The sequence below is a fragment of the Streptomyces albiflavescens genome (assembly GCF_014645835.1).
GTDB classification, from domain to species: Bacteria; Actinomycetota; Actinomycetes; order Streptomycetales; family Streptomycetaceae; genus Streptomyces; species Streptomyces albiflavescens.
Genome location: NZ_BMMM01000002.1, coordinates 539,657 through 555,101 on the forward strand (window position 1 = coordinate 539,657; position 15,445 = coordinate 555,101).

The 15,445-nt window shown below is 70.8% G+C and carries 12 protein-coding genes; 8 read left to right on the forward strand and 4 right to left on the reverse strand.

Features of this window, described 5'->3' with window-relative positions; genetic code table 11:
• Positions 1 to 42: 42 nt before the first annotated feature.
• The gene (locus IEY95_RS07355; protein WP_189185057.1) at positions 43 to 1,266 is read right to left on the reverse strand and encodes an ROK family protein; all 1,224 of its coding nucleotides are present in this window, start codon (positions 1,264 to 1,266) and stop codon (positions 43 to 45) included.
• Positions 1,267 to 1,758: 492 nt separating this feature from the next.
• On the opposite strand from IEY95_RS07355, the gene IEY95_RS07360 reads away from it, so the two are divergent.
• Complete coding sequence (locus IEY95_RS07360) at positions 1,759 to 2,349, forward strand: biotin transporter BioY (protein ID WP_189185058.1); 591 nt, start codon at positions 1,759 to 1,761, stop codon at positions 2,347 to 2,349.
• A gap of 230 nt (positions 2,350 to 2,579) precedes the next feature.
• On the opposite strand, the gene IEY95_RS07365 is transcribed toward IEY95_RS07360, so the two are convergent.
• A complete protein-coding gene (locus IEY95_RS07365; protein WP_189185059.1) occupies positions 2,580 to 3,302 on the reverse strand; it encodes an LPXTG cell wall anchor domain-containing protein in 723 nt (240 codons plus the stop codon).
• Positions 3,303 to 3,533: 231 nt separating this feature from the next.
• On the opposite strand from IEY95_RS07365, the gene IEY95_RS07370 reads away from it, so the two are divergent.
• Positions 3,534 to 5,687, forward strand: coding sequence for a serine/threonine-protein kinase (locus IEY95_RS07370; protein ID WP_229702655.1), 2,154 nt, complete (start codon positions 3,534 to 3,536; stop codon positions 5,685 to 5,687).
• A gap of 145 nt (positions 5,688 to 5,832) precedes the next feature.
• On the opposite strand, the gene IEY95_RS07375 is transcribed toward IEY95_RS07370, so the two are convergent.
• The gene (locus IEY95_RS07375) at positions 5,833 to 7,317 is read right to left on the reverse strand and encodes an amino acid permease (protein WP_229702657.1); all 1,485 of its coding nucleotides are present in this window, start codon (positions 7,315 to 7,317) and stop codon (positions 5,833 to 5,835) included.
• Between the two features lie 206 nt (positions 7,318 to 7,523).
• Between IEY95_RS07375 and IEY95_RS07380 the strand changes: the two genes are divergently transcribed.
• Complete coding sequence (locus IEY95_RS07380) at positions 7,524 to 8,012, forward strand: ribose-5-phosphate isomerase (RefSeq protein ID WP_189185060.1); 489 nt, start codon at positions 7,524 to 7,526, stop codon at positions 8,010 to 8,012.
• A gap of 166 nt (positions 8,013 to 8,178) precedes the next feature.
• The gene (locus IEY95_RS07385; protein ID WP_189185061.1) at positions 8,179 to 8,988 is read left to right on the forward strand and encodes an Fpg/Nei family DNA glycosylase; all 810 of its coding nucleotides are present in this window, start codon (positions 8,179 to 8,181) and stop codon (positions 8,986 to 8,988) included.
• A 13-nt stretch (positions 8,989 to 9,001) separates the two neighbouring features.
• On the opposite strand, the gene IEY95_RS07390 is transcribed toward IEY95_RS07385, so the two are convergent.
• The gene (locus IEY95_RS07390; protein ID WP_189185062.1) at positions 9,002 to 10,231 is read right to left on the reverse strand and encodes a GNAT family N-acetyltransferase; all 1,230 of its coding nucleotides are present in this window, start codon (positions 10,229 to 10,231) and stop codon (positions 9,002 to 9,004) included.
• 160 nt (positions 10,232 to 10,391) lie between these two features.
• Between IEY95_RS07390 and IEY95_RS07395 the strand changes: the two genes are divergently transcribed.
• The 4 genes from IEY95_RS07395 (at position 10,392) to IEY95_RS07410 (ending at position 15,418) form a co-directional block, all read left to right on the forward strand.
• The gene (locus tag IEY95_RS07395) at positions 10,392 to 11,564 is read left to right on the forward strand and encodes a PP2C family protein-serine/threonine phosphatase (protein WP_189185063.1); all 1,173 of its coding nucleotides are present in this window, start codon (positions 10,392 to 10,394) and stop codon (positions 11,562 to 11,564) included.
• Positions 11,565 to 11,724: 160 nt separating this feature from the next.
• Positions 11,725 to 12,522: an ABC transporter ATP-binding protein gene (locus tag IEY95_RS07400; RefSeq protein WP_189185064.1), complete on the forward strand. Its 798-nt coding sequence runs from the start codon at positions 11,725 to 11,727 to the stop codon at positions 12,520 to 12,522.
• Positions 12,523 to 12,527: 5 nt separating this feature from the next.
• Positions 12,528 to 14,966, forward strand: a complete 2,439-nt coding sequence (locus tag IEY95_RS07405; protein ID WP_373294442.1) for an FtsX-like permease family protein — start codon at positions 12,528 to 12,530, stop codon at positions 14,964 to 14,966.
• Positions 14,963 to 15,418 carry an HD domain-containing protein gene (locus IEY95_RS07410; protein WP_229702659.1) on the forward strand — a complete coding sequence of 152 codons (456 nt, stop codon included), beginning with the start codon at positions 14,963 to 14,965 and terminating at the stop codon, positions 15,416 to 15,418. The genes IEY95_RS07405 and IEY95_RS07410 overlap by 4 nt, the downstream gene beginning before the upstream one ends.
• Positions 15,419 to 15,445 lie beyond the last annotated feature (27 nt).

Below are 15,445 nucleotides of genomic sequence, written 5' to 3' on the forward strand. Positions count from 1 at the left end.
CCTGGTCACGCACACCCCCTGTCAACATTCGGAGTTTCTGAATTAAATAGCCTCAGGTGAAGCGGCCAGCGGATCCCGGTAGAGCACGTCGAGCGCCACCGAACCGCCGGCCACGGCGAGTACGGAATCCGGGAAACTCGTCGGCACGACGGAAACCGCGCGCTCGTCACCGACCCCCTCGCGCAGCGCCCTGAGGCAGTCCGCCCGGTGAATGATCCCGACCTCGGTCACGACCACCGTCTCCGGATTGAGTACGTCGAGCAGCAGCCGCACCGCCCGTCCGATGGCGCGTGCCCGCTCCACCAGCAGCCGTACGGCCTTCGGGTCACCGCCCGCCGCCGCCGCGACCACGTGCAGGGGGTTCACGCCCTCGGTGATGCCCGCCTCCCGCGCCCGCCGGCACAGCGTCCGCTCGCTCAACTCGGCCTGGAGGCAGCCGATACGCCCGCAGTCGCAGCGCTCCGTGCCGCCCGGCACCGGCAGATGGGCGATGGTGCCCGCCTGCGAGCGCGGCCCGTGGTGCACCTCGTCGTTGGTGGCGAACGCCGCGTCGACGACGTTGCCGACGAACAGATGCAGCACGCTTCCGCTGCCCCGACCGAGCCCGAACAGTCGCTCCCCGTTGACCAACGCCCGCGCGTGCCCGTCCACATGGACCGGCAGCCCGGTGTGTTCGCCGACGATCTCCCGCACCGCCACGTCCCGCCAGCCCAGCAGCGGGTGCTCGACGACGGTTCCGGACTCCCGGTCCACCCAGCCTCCGATGGCCACGCCGACTCCGAGCGGTCTGCATCCCGGGGCCTCGTGCAGCAGAGCCCCCAGCCCGTCGGCGGCCCGTGCCAGCACCGCTCCGGGGTCCGTGCGCTCGTGCTTCAGCTCGCGCCGGGCCACCACCCGGCCGCGCAGATCGAGCAGCGCGACCGTGGTGTACGGCACCGCCACATGCACCCCGCCGACCACGAACCGCGAGTCGTCCAGGTCGACGGGGACGTGCGGACGGCCCACCCCGTTCGACCGCCGGGGCGCGGCCGCCTCGCGAATGAGGCCGAGTTCGGAGAACCGGGCGCAGTAGTCCGTCACCGACGCCGGCGAAAGACCGGTCAGCCGGGCGATGGTGCTGCGGGCCACCGGACCGTGCTCCAGCACGGACCGCAGGACGACGCTCGCGCTCGTCCTGCGCCGGTCGGGATCGGCGGCGCGCGGTATGCGGGAGGGGGAGGGGGAGGGGGAGGGGGAGTTGAGCGTGGGTGCCGCGGTACGGGGCATGGAGATCATCCTCGGGAACGGGTCCGACACTGCGCCGTCTCGTGGGAGGCGCACGGGATCCGCTCCGCCCGCCTCGCTAGGGACGGCGACAGGCGGCCGCGCTCACACGTCGCAGGTCGACATGGCGACGCGACGCGAAGTTCCGGGCCTGGGCAATCATGTGCTCGAAGCTAGCAAGACGGGCCACCGCTGCCCAGACGGCGACCGACGGGCGAGACGGCACGTGGACACACCGTGGGCCCAGTTGGAGAAACCCTACAGACGGCGTCCATCGCGGCCACGCACGGCAAGCCACTCGACCTCAGTGACCGGTATCACGCCGTACCCGGTGTAACGCACACTCTTGTTGGGAGTCCACCAAGCCCCCGTTCCCCCCTTTGTCGACCACTGACGGTGATCACCCACGTACCCCTGGGATAGCGTCACCGTGTCCCAACCTGCCTTCCCCCCAGCTCTTGAGGAGCGGGGGGTACCCCCATCGCCGGAGTCCCCATGAGTACCGCAGCCGCCACGCCCCGCCCGGGCACCCGCCCCGGTGAGGTCCTCGCCGACCTGCTCCCCGCCTCCCGCGTCAGGGACGCCGCCCTCGTGCTCGGCGGCGCCGCCCTCACCGGCCTCGCCGCCCAGATCTCCCTCCCGGTACCGGGCTCCCCGGTGCCGGTGACCGGCCAGACCTTCGCGGCGCTGCTCGTCGGCACGGCGCTCGGCGCCGGCCGGGGCCTCTTCTCCCTCGCCCTGTACGCGCTGCTCGGCCTGGCCGGCGTCCCGTGGTTCGCCGGCGGCGCCTCCGGCGTCAGCGTGTCCTTCGGCTACATCCTCGGCATGCTCCTCGCCTCCACCGTGGTGGGCGCCCTCGCCCGCCGCGGTGCCGACCGCTCGGTGCTGCGCATGGCGGGCACGATGCTGCTCGGCGAGGCGATCATCTACGCGATCGGCGTCCCGTACCTGGCCCTGGCCACCGGCATGTCGGCGAGCGCCGCCATCGCGGCGGGCCTCACCCCGTTCCTGATCGGCGACGCCCTCAAGGCGGCGCTGGCGATGGGCGTGCTGCCCACCGCCTGGAAGCTCGTCGACAAGAAGTGACGGCTCAAGCGGCCTGCCGGTCCTTGATGGTGTAGTTCCTGCGGAAGAGGTTCGCCGGGTCGGATTCCGACTTGAGCCCGGCGAGCCTCTTCCGCGTTTCCGCGTCGTACGGCAACGCGGCTCAGCGTGGCGGCATCAGTTGATACGTACCGTCAGGTCTTCCGGGGGCATGAAGAAGGCGGGCCGGGATACCGCGCTCGGCATCCCGGCCCACCCTCGACGGTCGCTGTTCAGGACTGCTGCTGCCGCGGGCGCCGGTACGCCCACCACAGGCCCGCCGCTCCCGCGGAGATGAGCGCCGCGCCGGCCGCGCCGAGCGGCAGGACGTCGCTGCCCACACCGGTCTTCGGCAGCTGGTCCCCGCCGGGCGCCACCGGCTTGTTGTCGGTGCCGAGCAGCAGCGGGGTGGCCGGGGCGTTCGGCGACGGGTTCGTCGTACCGAACGGCACCGGGCCCTGCTGCCAGTACGTCTTCTTCCCGTCGCTCGTCTGGACCGGGAGACAGATCTTTCCGGTCTTGCTCAGATCGAACGTGGCGTCGACCGCGTACGACTTCGACTTGCCGGCCGCGAGATTGCCGACCGAGCAAACGAAACCACTGTTCGAGCCCTTGGGCAGATCCTTGTCCGCCATGGCGGTGCAGCCCTTGACGCCCTTGACCGACATGCCGTCGAAACCGACCACCAAAAGCCTGATGTCGCCGCTTTCCTTGTTCCCTTCGTTCTTTACCGTGGCGGTAAGTGACGTCTTCTGCGAGCTGTTGTCGACCGAGATCTTCTCCGGCAGCAGCGTGGTCAGCTTTACGCCTGCCGGCGCCTCGTCAATTACCTTTCCCCCCTTGCCGCTCCCCGGCCCCTGGTCGTCCGCGACGGCGGTGAAAGAAAGGATCATCACGGCCGAGAAAGATGCCGTGAGCAGCGATCCAGCGATGGTCGTCGTGTGACGAGAACTCATGTTCGTCCCCCTTGGCTGCGCCTGAATTCGCAGTACTTGAAGAGGTACCACAAGATTTCTCCGCACTATGCTGGTACGGCCTGAAGTGTGACCATTGTGTTTCTGTTGTGACGGGCGATTGTGGCTGATGTTGAGGGGGTGCAGGGATTGTCGGCGAACGCACAGGGCGGTGTTCCGGGATTACTGGTGACGGGGCGTTATCGACTGGTCGAGAGTATTGGGCAGGGGGGAATGGGGCGGGTGTGGCGAGCCGCCGACGAAATGCTCGACCGGCAGGTCGCGGTCAAGGAAATGCGCATCGACGGCCTCGATCCCGAGGACACGCGGACGCGCCGCGAACGCACACTGCGCGAAGCCAGGGCCACGGCCCGTATCGACCATCCCAACGTCGTCCGCATCTACGACGTCGTGGACGAGGGGGAGCGGCTGTGGATCGTCATGGAACTCGTCGCCGGGCGTTCCCTGGAACGGATCGTGGTGGAGGACGGACCGCTCGGCCCGCTCGAGGCGGCTCGGATCGGGCTCGGACTGGTCTCGGCGTTGCGCCAGGTGCACGCCGGGGGAGTGCTGCACCGCGACATCAAACCGGGCAACGTCCTGGTCGAGCGGCGCGGCCACCGAGTCGTCCTCACCGACTTCGGCATCGCCGCGTTGCAGGACGCGGAGGCGCTCACCATGGTGGGGATGCTGGTCGGCTCCCCCGACTACATGGCGCCCGAGCGCATCTCCGGCCGCCCACAGGGCCCGCCGTCCGACGTGTGGTCCCTGGGCGCGACCCTCTGCGCGGCCCTCGGCGGCCGCTCCCCCTTCTCCCGCTCCACCACGCTGGCGACGCTCCACGCCGTCCTGTACGAGGAGCCCGAACTCCCCGCCTCCGCAGGTGACTTGCGGGACATCCTGGCCTCGCTCCTGGAGAAGGAGCCGTCGACCCGGCCCGGCCTGGCGGAACTTGAGGCGGAGCTCGCGGAGATCGTGTACCGGGGATCGGCGGCGGGGGCGGGCACGGTTGCCGCCGAACTGCCGGACACGGGGCCCGAGTACGACTTCGACTCCGCATACGAATTCGAGTACGCGACCGAGACCGAGACTGGGGCTGGGGCTGGGGCTGGGGCTGGGGCCGGGGCTGAGCCAGAGCCAGAACCCGAGGCCGAGCCCGGGTCCGAGCCTGTCTCTCGCTCAGGGTCCGGGTCCGGGTCCGAGCCCGTGTCCCGGTCCGAGCCGGGGCCGGACGTGCCGGAAGCCACCCCACCGCTCCTTCAGCCGCCTCGCGAAGAGCGGCCCACGCCCGCGCTGCTCGACGTCCAGCTGCTGCGTGCCGCCCGGCAGCCCCCGTCGGACCTCCCCGAGGCCACCCCACCTCCGGAGGAAGAGCGCGCTCCCGAGCGCGCTGTCGAACCCGCCCACGAACCCGAGCCCGCCCACGAACCCGAGCCCGTACACGACGCGATACCGCCGCTCCCCACCCCGACACGAAAGAGCCCACCCGACTTCGAGAAGCACACGAAGCAGCCCCCGAAGCGGCACCCGAAGAAGCATCCGGAGCAGCCGCCCGTCGCCGCCCCCAATGCCTCCACCGAGGTCCCCTCCGCATTGCGTGCGGAGGTCGGCTCGGAGATCCCCTCCGCCGGCGCTCCCGACGCGTCGCCCCGGACCGCGACGGCGGTGACAGCGGCACGGCTGCCGACGGCGCCCGGCCCCGTCGCGATGCCACCCGGCGAACTCCCGGGCCCCGCCGTGCCGTCCGGCGGTCCGCGACGGAGCAGGCGTCGTATGGGTCTGGCCGCGGCCAGTGGGGTGGTCGCCGCAGGCGTCGTCGCCTGGGTCGTCATCGCCGCGACGGGCGGATCGCCCGACGGCGGGACCGGGGCTTCCTCGGGATCGTCCGTGCCGACCGCTTCGTCGGGAACCGCAGGCTCCCCGTCTCCCTCGTCCACGGTCGAGGGCACCTCGCGGCCGCCCAGCCTGCCCCCGGGAGCCCATCGGGAGGCCGGCGGGTACGCGTGGGTGACGCCCAAGGGGTGGCGCCGTGACCCGCAGACGGGCTCGGAGGTGCACTACACCTCGCCCGACGGCAAGCAGGAACTCGCGGCCAAGTCCTCGCTGGCCAAGGGCGACCTGATGCAGACGTGGCAGACCTCGGAACAGAATGCCCGCCAGGGGCGGGACTACCGGAAGATCCGCCTCGACAGGACGACCTTCCGGGGCAGGCCCGCGGTCGTCTGGGAGTACACCTTCACGCTCAAAGGCGTGCACTGGCACGCCCTGCTGCTCGGCTTCGACGCCGACGGCAAGTCGTATCAGATCAACACCTGGTACCAGCCGGACATCGAGAACCAGGCACTCCAGATCTATCAGCAGGTCAAGAACAGCTTCACGGTGCTGTGAACCGGGACCGCGTGGCGCACACGGGGTGCTGTGAACCGGGAATGCCTGGCGCAAAGGGAAGGAGGGGCTCCTCGGCGAGGACAATCGCCGTGGAGCCCCTCCCACAGATCACATCAACGACGTCGGACCCGACGTCACCATCGGCTCAGCCGACCTTCACCGGATCCTCGTCCCGAGGCTCGGCGGCCGCGACGGGCCGCACGGAGGACGTGCTTGCCCCGACCTTCTGACGGATGACGGCGATGACGAGCACGACCGCCGCGACCATCAGCGACAGCAGCACGGTCTCCCGGCCGTCGTGTTCCGTGTCGGTCAGCATGTAGCCGAGCACGAAGACGATCAGCGCGGCCGTCGCCCAGGTCAGGTAGGGGTACAGCCACATCTTCACGACCAGCTTCTCCGGCGCCTCGCGCTGGATGATCTTCCGCATCCGCAGCTGCGAGAAGCAGATGACCAGCCACACGAACAGGGCGACCGCACCGGAGGAGTTGACCAGGAAGAGGAAGACCGAGTCCGGGAACTTGTAGTTGAAGAAGACGGCGACGAAGCCGAAGACGACCGAGACGACGATCGCGGCCATCGGCACACCGCGCGAGGTGGTCTTCGCGAAAGCCTTCGGCGCGTCGCCCCGCTGGCCGAGCGAGAAGGCCATGCGGGAGGCCGTGTAGAGCCCGGAGTTGAGGCAGGACAGCACCGACGTCAGCACGATGAAGTTCATGATCTGACCGGCGTTCGCGATGCCGAGGGAGTCGAGGGCGGCGACGTACGAGCCCTTGTCCTTGATGGAGGGGTCGTTCCACGGCAGCAGGGCGATCACGACGAAGATCGAGCCGAGGTAGAAGACGCCGATCCGCCAGATGATGCTGTTGGTGGACTTGGTGACGGCACGCTGCGGGTCCTCGGACTCACCGGCCGCGAGGGTCGCGATCTCGCTGCCCATGAAGGAGAAGACGACCAGCAGCACGCCGGTCAGGATCGCGCCGGGGCCGTGCGGCAGGAAGCCGCCGTGGTCGGTCAGATTGCCGAGCCCGGCCTTGTCGCTGTGGACGCCCGGCAGCACACCGAAGACGGCGAGCGCGCCGACGAGGATGAACGCGCCGATCGCCACGACCTTGATCCCGGCGAACCAGAACTCGAACTCGCCGTACGACCCCACGGACACCAGGTTGGTGGCGGTGAGGACGACCATCACGATGAGCGCCCACCCCCACTGGGGCACGGCCGGGATCCATCCTTCGAGGATCTTGGCTCCGGCGGTGGCCTCCACGGCCAGCACGACGACCCAGAAGAACCAGTAGAGCCAGCCGATCGAGAAGCCGGCCCAGCGGCCGAGTGCGCGGTCGGCGTGCGCGGAGAAGGAACCGGAGGTCGGGTTCGCGGCGGACATCTCTCCGAGCATCCGCATCACCAGCACCACGAGCGTGCCGACGAGGGCGTACGAGAGGAGGATGCCGGGTCCGGCGGTGGCGATACCGGAGCTGGAGCCGACGAACAGCCCGGCTCCGATGACACCACCGATGGCGATCATGGACAGATGACGGTTCTTGAGTCCGGCCTGGAGGCCGCCACCGGGTTCTCCGGTGCCTCCGGGGCCGCTTGCGGCCTTCGTGGGGGTCGGCTGCGAGGTCATGAGGGGGATTCCTTTGCGCCGGTGAGCAGATTCCCGTGCATGAGCGGTGTACGGGTCGGACCAGTGAATCTGAGGCAAAGAGATTCGTGAACCTTTGAATCCAGATCGTTACTTGAGGTTTTCCTGAGGTTCTGTAGCATTGCTCACAGTTTTCGCGGTCGAACCCCCGCAGCGCGGCGACGAAACAGCCGTGTCACACTCGGACCATGCGCGTGTACCTCGGCTCCGATCATGCCGGTTTCGAACTCAAGAACCACCTCGTCGAGTGGCTCAAGGCCGCTGGTCACGAGCCCGTCGACTGCGGGCCCCACATCTATGACGCCCAGGACGACTACCCGCCGTTCTGCCTCCGCGCCGCGGAGCGCACGGCGGCCGATCCCGAGTCCCTCGGCATCGTGATCGGCGGCTCGGGCAACGGTGAGCAGATCGCCGCGAACAAGGTGGCCGGGGTGCGTGCCGCGCTCGCCTGGAGCGAGGAGACGGCGTCGCTGGGCCGCCAGCACAACAACGCCAATGTCGTCGCCGTGGGCGCCCGCATGCACTCGGAGGAAGAGGCGACGAAGTTCGTCGAGACCTTCCTCAACACCCCCTTCTCCGGTGACGAGCGCCACATCCGCCGCATCGACATGCTCTCCACCTACGAGACCACCCGCGAACTCCCCCCGATCCCGGCACACCACCCGCAGCAGCCGTAGCCCAGATTGCGCAGTTCCCCGCGCCCCTTTTTCAGGGGCGCGGGGAACTGCGCAGTCTCTTGGCGGGGGTCTGGGGGCGCAGCCCCCAGGGGACGGGAATGGGTAGGGGCGGAGGGGGCGAAAAACGCCTGGGCCGTCCGACGACAGAGAACAGCAGGAGGACCCCGTGCCCGAGGGGCACACGATTCACCGGCTCGCCGAGGACTACCTCGCGAGCTTCGGTGGCCGCCCGGCACACGTCACCAGCCCGCAGGGCAAGTTCACCGACGCGGCTGCCCTCCTGGACGGCGCGGAGCTCACCACCGCGGAAGCCCACGGCAAACACCTCTTCCTCGGCTTCCGCGCAGCGGACTGGATCCACATCCACCTGGGCCTCTTCGGCAAGGTCGACTTCGGCGACGCCCCCGCCCCACCCCCCACGGACACCGTCCGCCTCCGCCTGGCGAACAACACCGCGTTCGTGGACCTCCGCGGCCCCACCACCTGCGCCCTGATCATGGACACCGAGAAGCAGGCGATACACGACCGCCTCGGCCCGGACCCCCTGCGCCCCGACGCCGACCCCGCGGCGGCCTACCGCCGCGTCTCCCGCAGCCGTACGACGATCGCCGCCCTCCTCATGGACCAGAAGATCATCTCGGGCGTGGGCAACGTCTACCGCGCGGAGGTCCTCTTCCGGCACGGCATCGACCCGTATCGCGCGGGCAAGGACCTCACCTCCACGGAGTGGGACGCCATCTGGACGGACCTCGTGGAGCTCATGCGCGAGGGCGTCCGCAACAACCGCATCGACACGGTCCGCCCGGAACACGCCCCCGAGGCGATGGGCCGCCCGCCGCGCGTGGACGACCACGGCGGCGAGGTCTACGTGTACCGCAGGGCCAACCTGCCCTGCCACATCTGTGGCGGCGAGATCCGCACCGCCGATCTCGCCGCCCGCAATCTGTTCTGGTGCCCGACCTGCCAGAAGCCGTAGCCGGGCGCTGCCGTCAGAACCCGTGCGGCAGCCAGGGCGCGACCGCGGACGAGAAGGCCACGGACGCCTCCGCCAGCGCTCCCTTCCGCAGCTCCCGCACCCGCCCGGCCGCCGCGAGCGAGGCGAGCGACACCCCACCGAGATACGCGGCCCCCAATTCCCGTACGGACAGGGCGAGATCGGCCGAGTCCCCGGTACGCACGCACGAGGCGCCCTTCGCGTCCCCGGTGAGCCGCCAACGCCCCTCGTTCCAGGGGCAGAACGCGTCCTCGACCTCGAACACCACGTCCACCGGCGCCTGATACGTGCGCGCCTCCAGCGCGGCGCCGACGTCGACGAGCCGTACATGCAGCGAGTCCTTCATCCGCAGATTGCAGCGTCGGATGTCGGACACCAGGTGCTGCACGTCCTCGTCGACGGGCCGGGCCCGGGTGCGCAGCGTGGACGTCAGGTCGATGTCGAAGAGGAACCGCCACAGCGCGGCCCGCGCCGCCGGGTCGAGCCCCTCCAGGTCGCTGAGGATCACCGCGCCGTTGTGTCCGGCCGGGCCCCACTCCGGCTTGACCCGGAAGCGCGCGTAGCCGATGACCTCGCCGTCCCGCTCGGCGACCACGCACTGCAGCGGCGACGCGCCGCTCCGCTCGCTCTCCGGGTCGAGGACCTGGAGGCGCTCCCAGCCGGGCTGCCGCGCCAGCAACCCCGGCCGGCCCGGCACCAGGCGTGCGTACACCGCCTCGCACGCGTCGAGCACCTCGGCCGGCACGGCGTAGCGCAGATGTACGTCGTCGGTGCCGGGCGGCACCGACAGTCGTACGCGAGTGGTGTCGATCTCGGCGTTGAGCTGCAGCGTGCCGATGCCGTAGCCGAACCGGCCGTAGATCGCCGGCTCCGAGGCGGTCAGGACGGCGATCGGCTCGCCCCAGGCGTGGATGTCGTCCAGCTGGCGCCGCATCATCGCGGTCAGCACCCCGCGCCTGCGGTGCGTGGCCGCGACGCTCACCATGGTGATTCCCGCGGCCGGGACACAGGCGCCGCCGGGGACGGTGACGCGGAAGGAGAAGGCGCCCGCCGTGGCCACGCACTGATCGCCGTCCCACACGCCCAGGGAACGGTCGTACTCTGTGAGCGCGTTGTACAGCTCGCGCTCCTCGGACGACTCCGGGACGCCACCGAACGCGCGAATCAGGTTGTCGTACCAGTCATCCCAGTCGCTCCGCTGCAGCACCCGTACGTCTGTCGTCATAGCCCATGCCTACCAGGGCAATGCGGTACGAGCGAGGGAATTTCTCCTCCGCCGTCGCGGTGCCCGGTGTGAATTTCTCTGTGAAGTTGAGCGCTCGGACGGGGGACAAGTGGGACCTCCCGTGCCAAGCACCTGGTCCGATGGATAGGGTCCCGAACTAATGGCAGCAGGACGAGAGAGGCGCGCGGAAGCCGAGACGTTCACGGCCCGGTTGAAGAAGCAGTGGCACCGGGCCCGCACAGGGCTGCGCAGATCCGCCGTCGACTACTTCCGCGGGGATGGTTCGGACTGGATCGCGCTGGCCGGTCTGCTGCTCACGATCCCCCTGATCGCGGCCACGACGCTGGTGAACTCGGTGTGGTGCTCGCCCGCCGCCCTGGTCCTCCCGATCGTGGCCGGAGGTCTCCTGCTCCGCCCGGCCAGCCTGCTCGGTCTGTACGCGGCCGCCGCCACCGCGCTGATAGTGGAGTCCGTGGAGTTGGGCCCGTACACCGAGGGCCCGTCCCGGGTGACACCGGGCGTGGTGCTGGTGGTCGCGGCCTGCGGCTTCTTCGGACTCCTCATCGCGCAGTTCCGTAGCCGGGTGGGCGTGCCCTGGCGACGGGGCGGCACCATGCTCTTCGACCTCCGCGAACGCATCCGGGTGCAGAGCAAGCTGCCGCAGCTGCCGCTGGGCTGGCACCGCGAGATGGCGCTGCGGCCGGCCGGCGGGCAGTCGTTCTCGGGGGACTTCGTGGTGGCGGCCCGTACGAACGGAGGCCGCACCCTGGAGGTCGTCCTCACGGACGTCTCGGGCAAGGGCATGGACGCGGGCTCGCGCGCGCTCCTCCTCTCCGGAGCCTTCGGAGGCCTCCTGGGCTCCCTCCCCCCGCACGCCTTCCTCCCCGCCGCGAACGGCTACCTCCTGCGCCAGGACTGGGACGAGGGCTTCGCGACCTCGATCCACCTGGTCCTCGACATGGACTCCGGGGACTACGAGCTCTTCTCCGCCGGACACCCGCCCGGTCTGCAGCTCAGCGCGGGCAGCGGACGCTGGGAGGAGAAGGCCGCGGAGGGCCCCTTGCTGGGTGTGTACGACGGTGCCCAGTTCGACCCGGTAAAGGGGTCGCTGCGTCCGGGAGACGTGTTGATGCTGTTCACGGACGGACTGGTGGAGACCTCCGACCGCGACATCGTCGAGGGCATCGACCGCCTCACCGGCGAAGCCGATCGCTATGTGGCCGGCGGCTTCCACGGAGCCGCCTGGCACCTCATCGAAGCCGTGGCCAGGGATGTCAACGACGACCGAGCCCTCCTCCTGATCTGCCGAGAGGGTTCGGCCCCCACACGGTGACCGGTGGGAGCCGACAACCGACAACCGACGACCGACAACCAACGGTGGGGTTCTCCCCACCCCGAGTCGGCGGCAGCCCTCATGGTCCGGGCCCCTTGCGAATCCGTACGTTCGAGACATCACCGAAATCGGATGTGACGGACGAAAGGACGGGACCCCCATGGGCCTGCGAAAGAAGCGCCACGAGGACGCGCCCGCGGGCCCGCCCCACGACTGGGCGGTCGAACTGCACGGCGTACGACGCCAGTACGGCCGGGGCGGCTCCGCCGTACACGCCCTGCGCGGGATCGACCTCGCCCTCCCCCGCGGCACCTTCACCGCGATCATGGGCCCCTCCGGCTCAGGGAAGTCCACGTTCCTGCAGTGCGCGGCAGGACTCGACCGCCCGACCGCCGGCACCGTACATCTCGGCGGCACGGAGATCACCGGCCTGAGCGAGAACAAACTGACGGCCCTGCGCCGCACCCGCCTCGGCTTCGTCTTCCAGGCGTTCAACCTGCTCCCGTCCCTGACGGTCGAGCAGAACGTCGTCCTCCCGATGCGGCTGGCCGGCCACCGCCCGGACCGCCGCCGCGCCGCCGAGGTACTCGCCCAGGTCGGCCTGGCCGACAAGGCCCGCCGCCGCCCCGGCCAGCTCTCCGGCGGCCAGCAGCAACGTGTCGCGATCGCCCGCGCACTGGTCACCCGCCCCGACGTGGTCTTCGCGGACGAGCCGACCGGCGCCCTCGACACGACCACCGCCGCGGAAATCCTCGGTCTGCTCCGCCAGGCCGTCGACGGCCTCGGCTCCACCGTCGTCATGGTCACCCACGACCCCGCGGCCGCCGCCTGGGCCGACCGGGTCCTGTTCCTCGCCGACGGCTCGATCGCCGACCGCCTGGAGCGCGCCTCGGCCCAGCAGATCGCGGCCCGGATGACGGCGCTGACCGCCCCCGCGTACGCCGGAGCGGCAGCCTGATGCCGATGCCCAACGGTCTGGCCCGCGCCGCCGTCCGCTTCAAGCCCGCGGGTTTCGTGGGCACGTTCGTCGCACTCGCGATGGCCGCACTGATCGTGTCGGCCTGCGGCATCCTCCTGGAGACGGGCCTACGGGCCTCCGTACCGCCCCAGCGCTACGTCGGCGCGCCCGTGCTGGTCGCCGCCGACCAGCGCGCCCACCTCGTCAGCGGCCACGGCGAGGACCGCGAGGACGAGGCCGTACAGGTGCCGGACCGGGCCCGGCTCGACAACTCCCTGGTGGCGAAGGCCGCTTCGGCGCCGGGAGCGCGCACGGCGGTCGCCGATGTGACCTTCCCGGTGCGGACCGGAGCGCACGGCGCTCTCACCGCGCACGGCTGGGGCTCCACGGCCTTCACCGGCGAGAGGCTCACCTCCGGGCACGCCCCAGGTGCCGGAGAAGTCGTCGTTTCCCAGGGCGCCTCCGTGGGGGAGCGCCTCACCCTCACCACCGCCGAAGGCCCCCGCACCTTCCAGGTGTCCGGAACGGCCCGACAAGCCACCCCCACCGCCTGGTTCGCCGACTCCGAAGCCGTACGCCTCTCCCCGCACCCCGGCCGGATCGACGCCATCGCGGTGCTCCCGAAGAACGGTGTGAGCCCTGGGACCCTCAGGACTCAGGTCGCGCACGCCGTCGGCGAGCACGCCGAGGTGCGCACCGGAGACGACCGCGGCGCCGTCGAGGACGCCTCGCTCGGCTACGCCAAGGAGATACTCATCGGGCTCGGTGGCTCGTTCGGGGGCGTCGCCACGCTGGTGGCCGTCTTCACCGCGGCCGGCACCGTCGCGCTCTCGGTCGGCCAGCGCGCGCGGGAGTTCGCGCTGCTGCGGGCGATCGGGACGACCCCGCGGCAGATCCGTCGCACGATCGCCACCGAGGCCCTGCTCGTCGCACCCCTCGCGGGACTCGCCGGCTGCCTGCCCGGGATCGCTCTGGCCCGCTGGTGGTTCGGGCAGCTCCAGGACAAGGGCGCGGTCCCGCGGGCCGTGGACCTGTCCGTCTCGTACATCCCCCTGCTCTCCGCGGTCGGCGCCGTCCTGCTCACCGCGCTGTTCGCCGGTTATATGGCGGCCCGCCGCACCTCACGCATCAAGCCGGGCCTGGCGATCGGCGAGGCGTCCGTGGAACGGCTGCGGCCCGGCTGGATCCGTACGCCGCTGGGTGTCGCGGCGGCGGCCGGCGGCTTCGTCTGCGCGGGCCTCGCCGCCTCCCTGACCGGCGAGGACGCGGCCAACGCCTCCCTCGGCGTCGTCATGCTCTTCATGCTGGCCGTGGCGCTGCTGGGCCCGCTGGTCGCGCGTGCCTGCGCCGCGCTGTTCGGACTGCCGTTGCGCGGGGCCGGCGCGTCCGCCTCGCTCGCGGCCGCCAACTCCCGTACGAACGCCCGTCGGCTGGCCTCCGCGATCACCCCGATCGTCCTCGCGATGGCCTTCTCCTCCGTGCTCGTCTTCATGCACACCAGCGAGGAGCGGGTCACCCAGGAGCAGCAGCGGGACGGCATCGTGGCCGACCACATCGTCACCTCCGACACGGGCCTCGCCCCCGACGCCGCGGACCGGGCCGCCCACACGCCCGGGGTGACCTCCGCCGTGGGCCTGTTGAAGACGGCCGTACTGATCCCGGTGAGCGGCTCGCTGGAGTCGGCCTCCACGCAGGGCGTGACGGGCACGCCCGAAGACCTGGCGCGCGTCCAGGACCTGGACGTGCAGCACGGCGCCCTGTCCGTGAAGCCCGGTGAGGTGGCGATCGACGCCTCTCTCGCCGACAGCGCCCATGTCAGGGTCGGTGAGCGTGTCAAGCTGCGGCTGCCCGACGGCACCAAGGTGTCCCCGATGGTCGTGGCGACGTACGGCCGCGGTCTGGGCCTGTCCCAAGTCACCTTGAGCCGGGCCGACTTGGCGACCCACGTCACCAACGCCTTCGACACCGAGATCTGGACGAAGGGCGGCACGGCGGGCACGCTCGCGAAGCTGGGCACGGTCCTGGACCGAGGCGACTACACCACCGCCCAGTCCCTGGACCGGGAGCTCAACGCCTGGGCGAACACCGTGATGGCGGCGGTGCTCGGCGGATTCGCGGCCGTCGCCGCCGTCAACACCCTGGTGATGACGGTCCTCGACCGCCGCCGTGAACTCGGCACGCTCCGGCTGATCGGCTCCACCCGCCGCCAGGTGCTGCGCATGATCCACTGGGAGGCCCTGCTGGTCGTCCTCGCCGGCATCGCGATCGGCACGGCCATCGCGCTCGCCACGCTCGTGCCGATGATGAAGGGGCTGACCGGGCAGGGGCCGTACATACCGCCGCTGCTGTACGGCTCGTTCGCCGCGGCGATCGTCGTGCTCGGCGTGACGGCGGCGACCGTCCCGGCCCGCGCGGCGCTGCGCGGGGAGACACTGGAGGAGTGACGCAGACTCTTCTGACCTTGGCCGAAGTCGAAGCCCTCGCCCGCGAGGCGCACGCCGCCCAGACCGACAAGGCCGGGCGGCCGTACGCCGAGCACCTGCAGGCCGTGGCGGACGGCGTCCGCGAGCGGGGCGGCGACGACGAACAGATAGCCGCGGCCTGGCTGCACGACGCGGTCGAGGACGACGCGCTCTCCGCGGACTGGCTGCACGAGGCCGCGCTGACCCGGCGTACGAAAAACATCGTGCTGGCGTTGACCAAACGGGAGGACGAGCCGCCGGAGTCGTACGCGCGACGCATCCGTACGACCCCGGGCGCCCTCCTGGTGAAGGCGTCGGACCTGGCGCACAACGCCGATCCGGCCCGGCTCGCGGTCCTGGACGAGCACACCCGGGCCCGGCTGACGAAGAAGTACGCGACGATGCGGGCGCTGCTGGGACTGCCGCCGTCCTGAGCCGCCCGAGCCGCTTGCGCGGGCGGC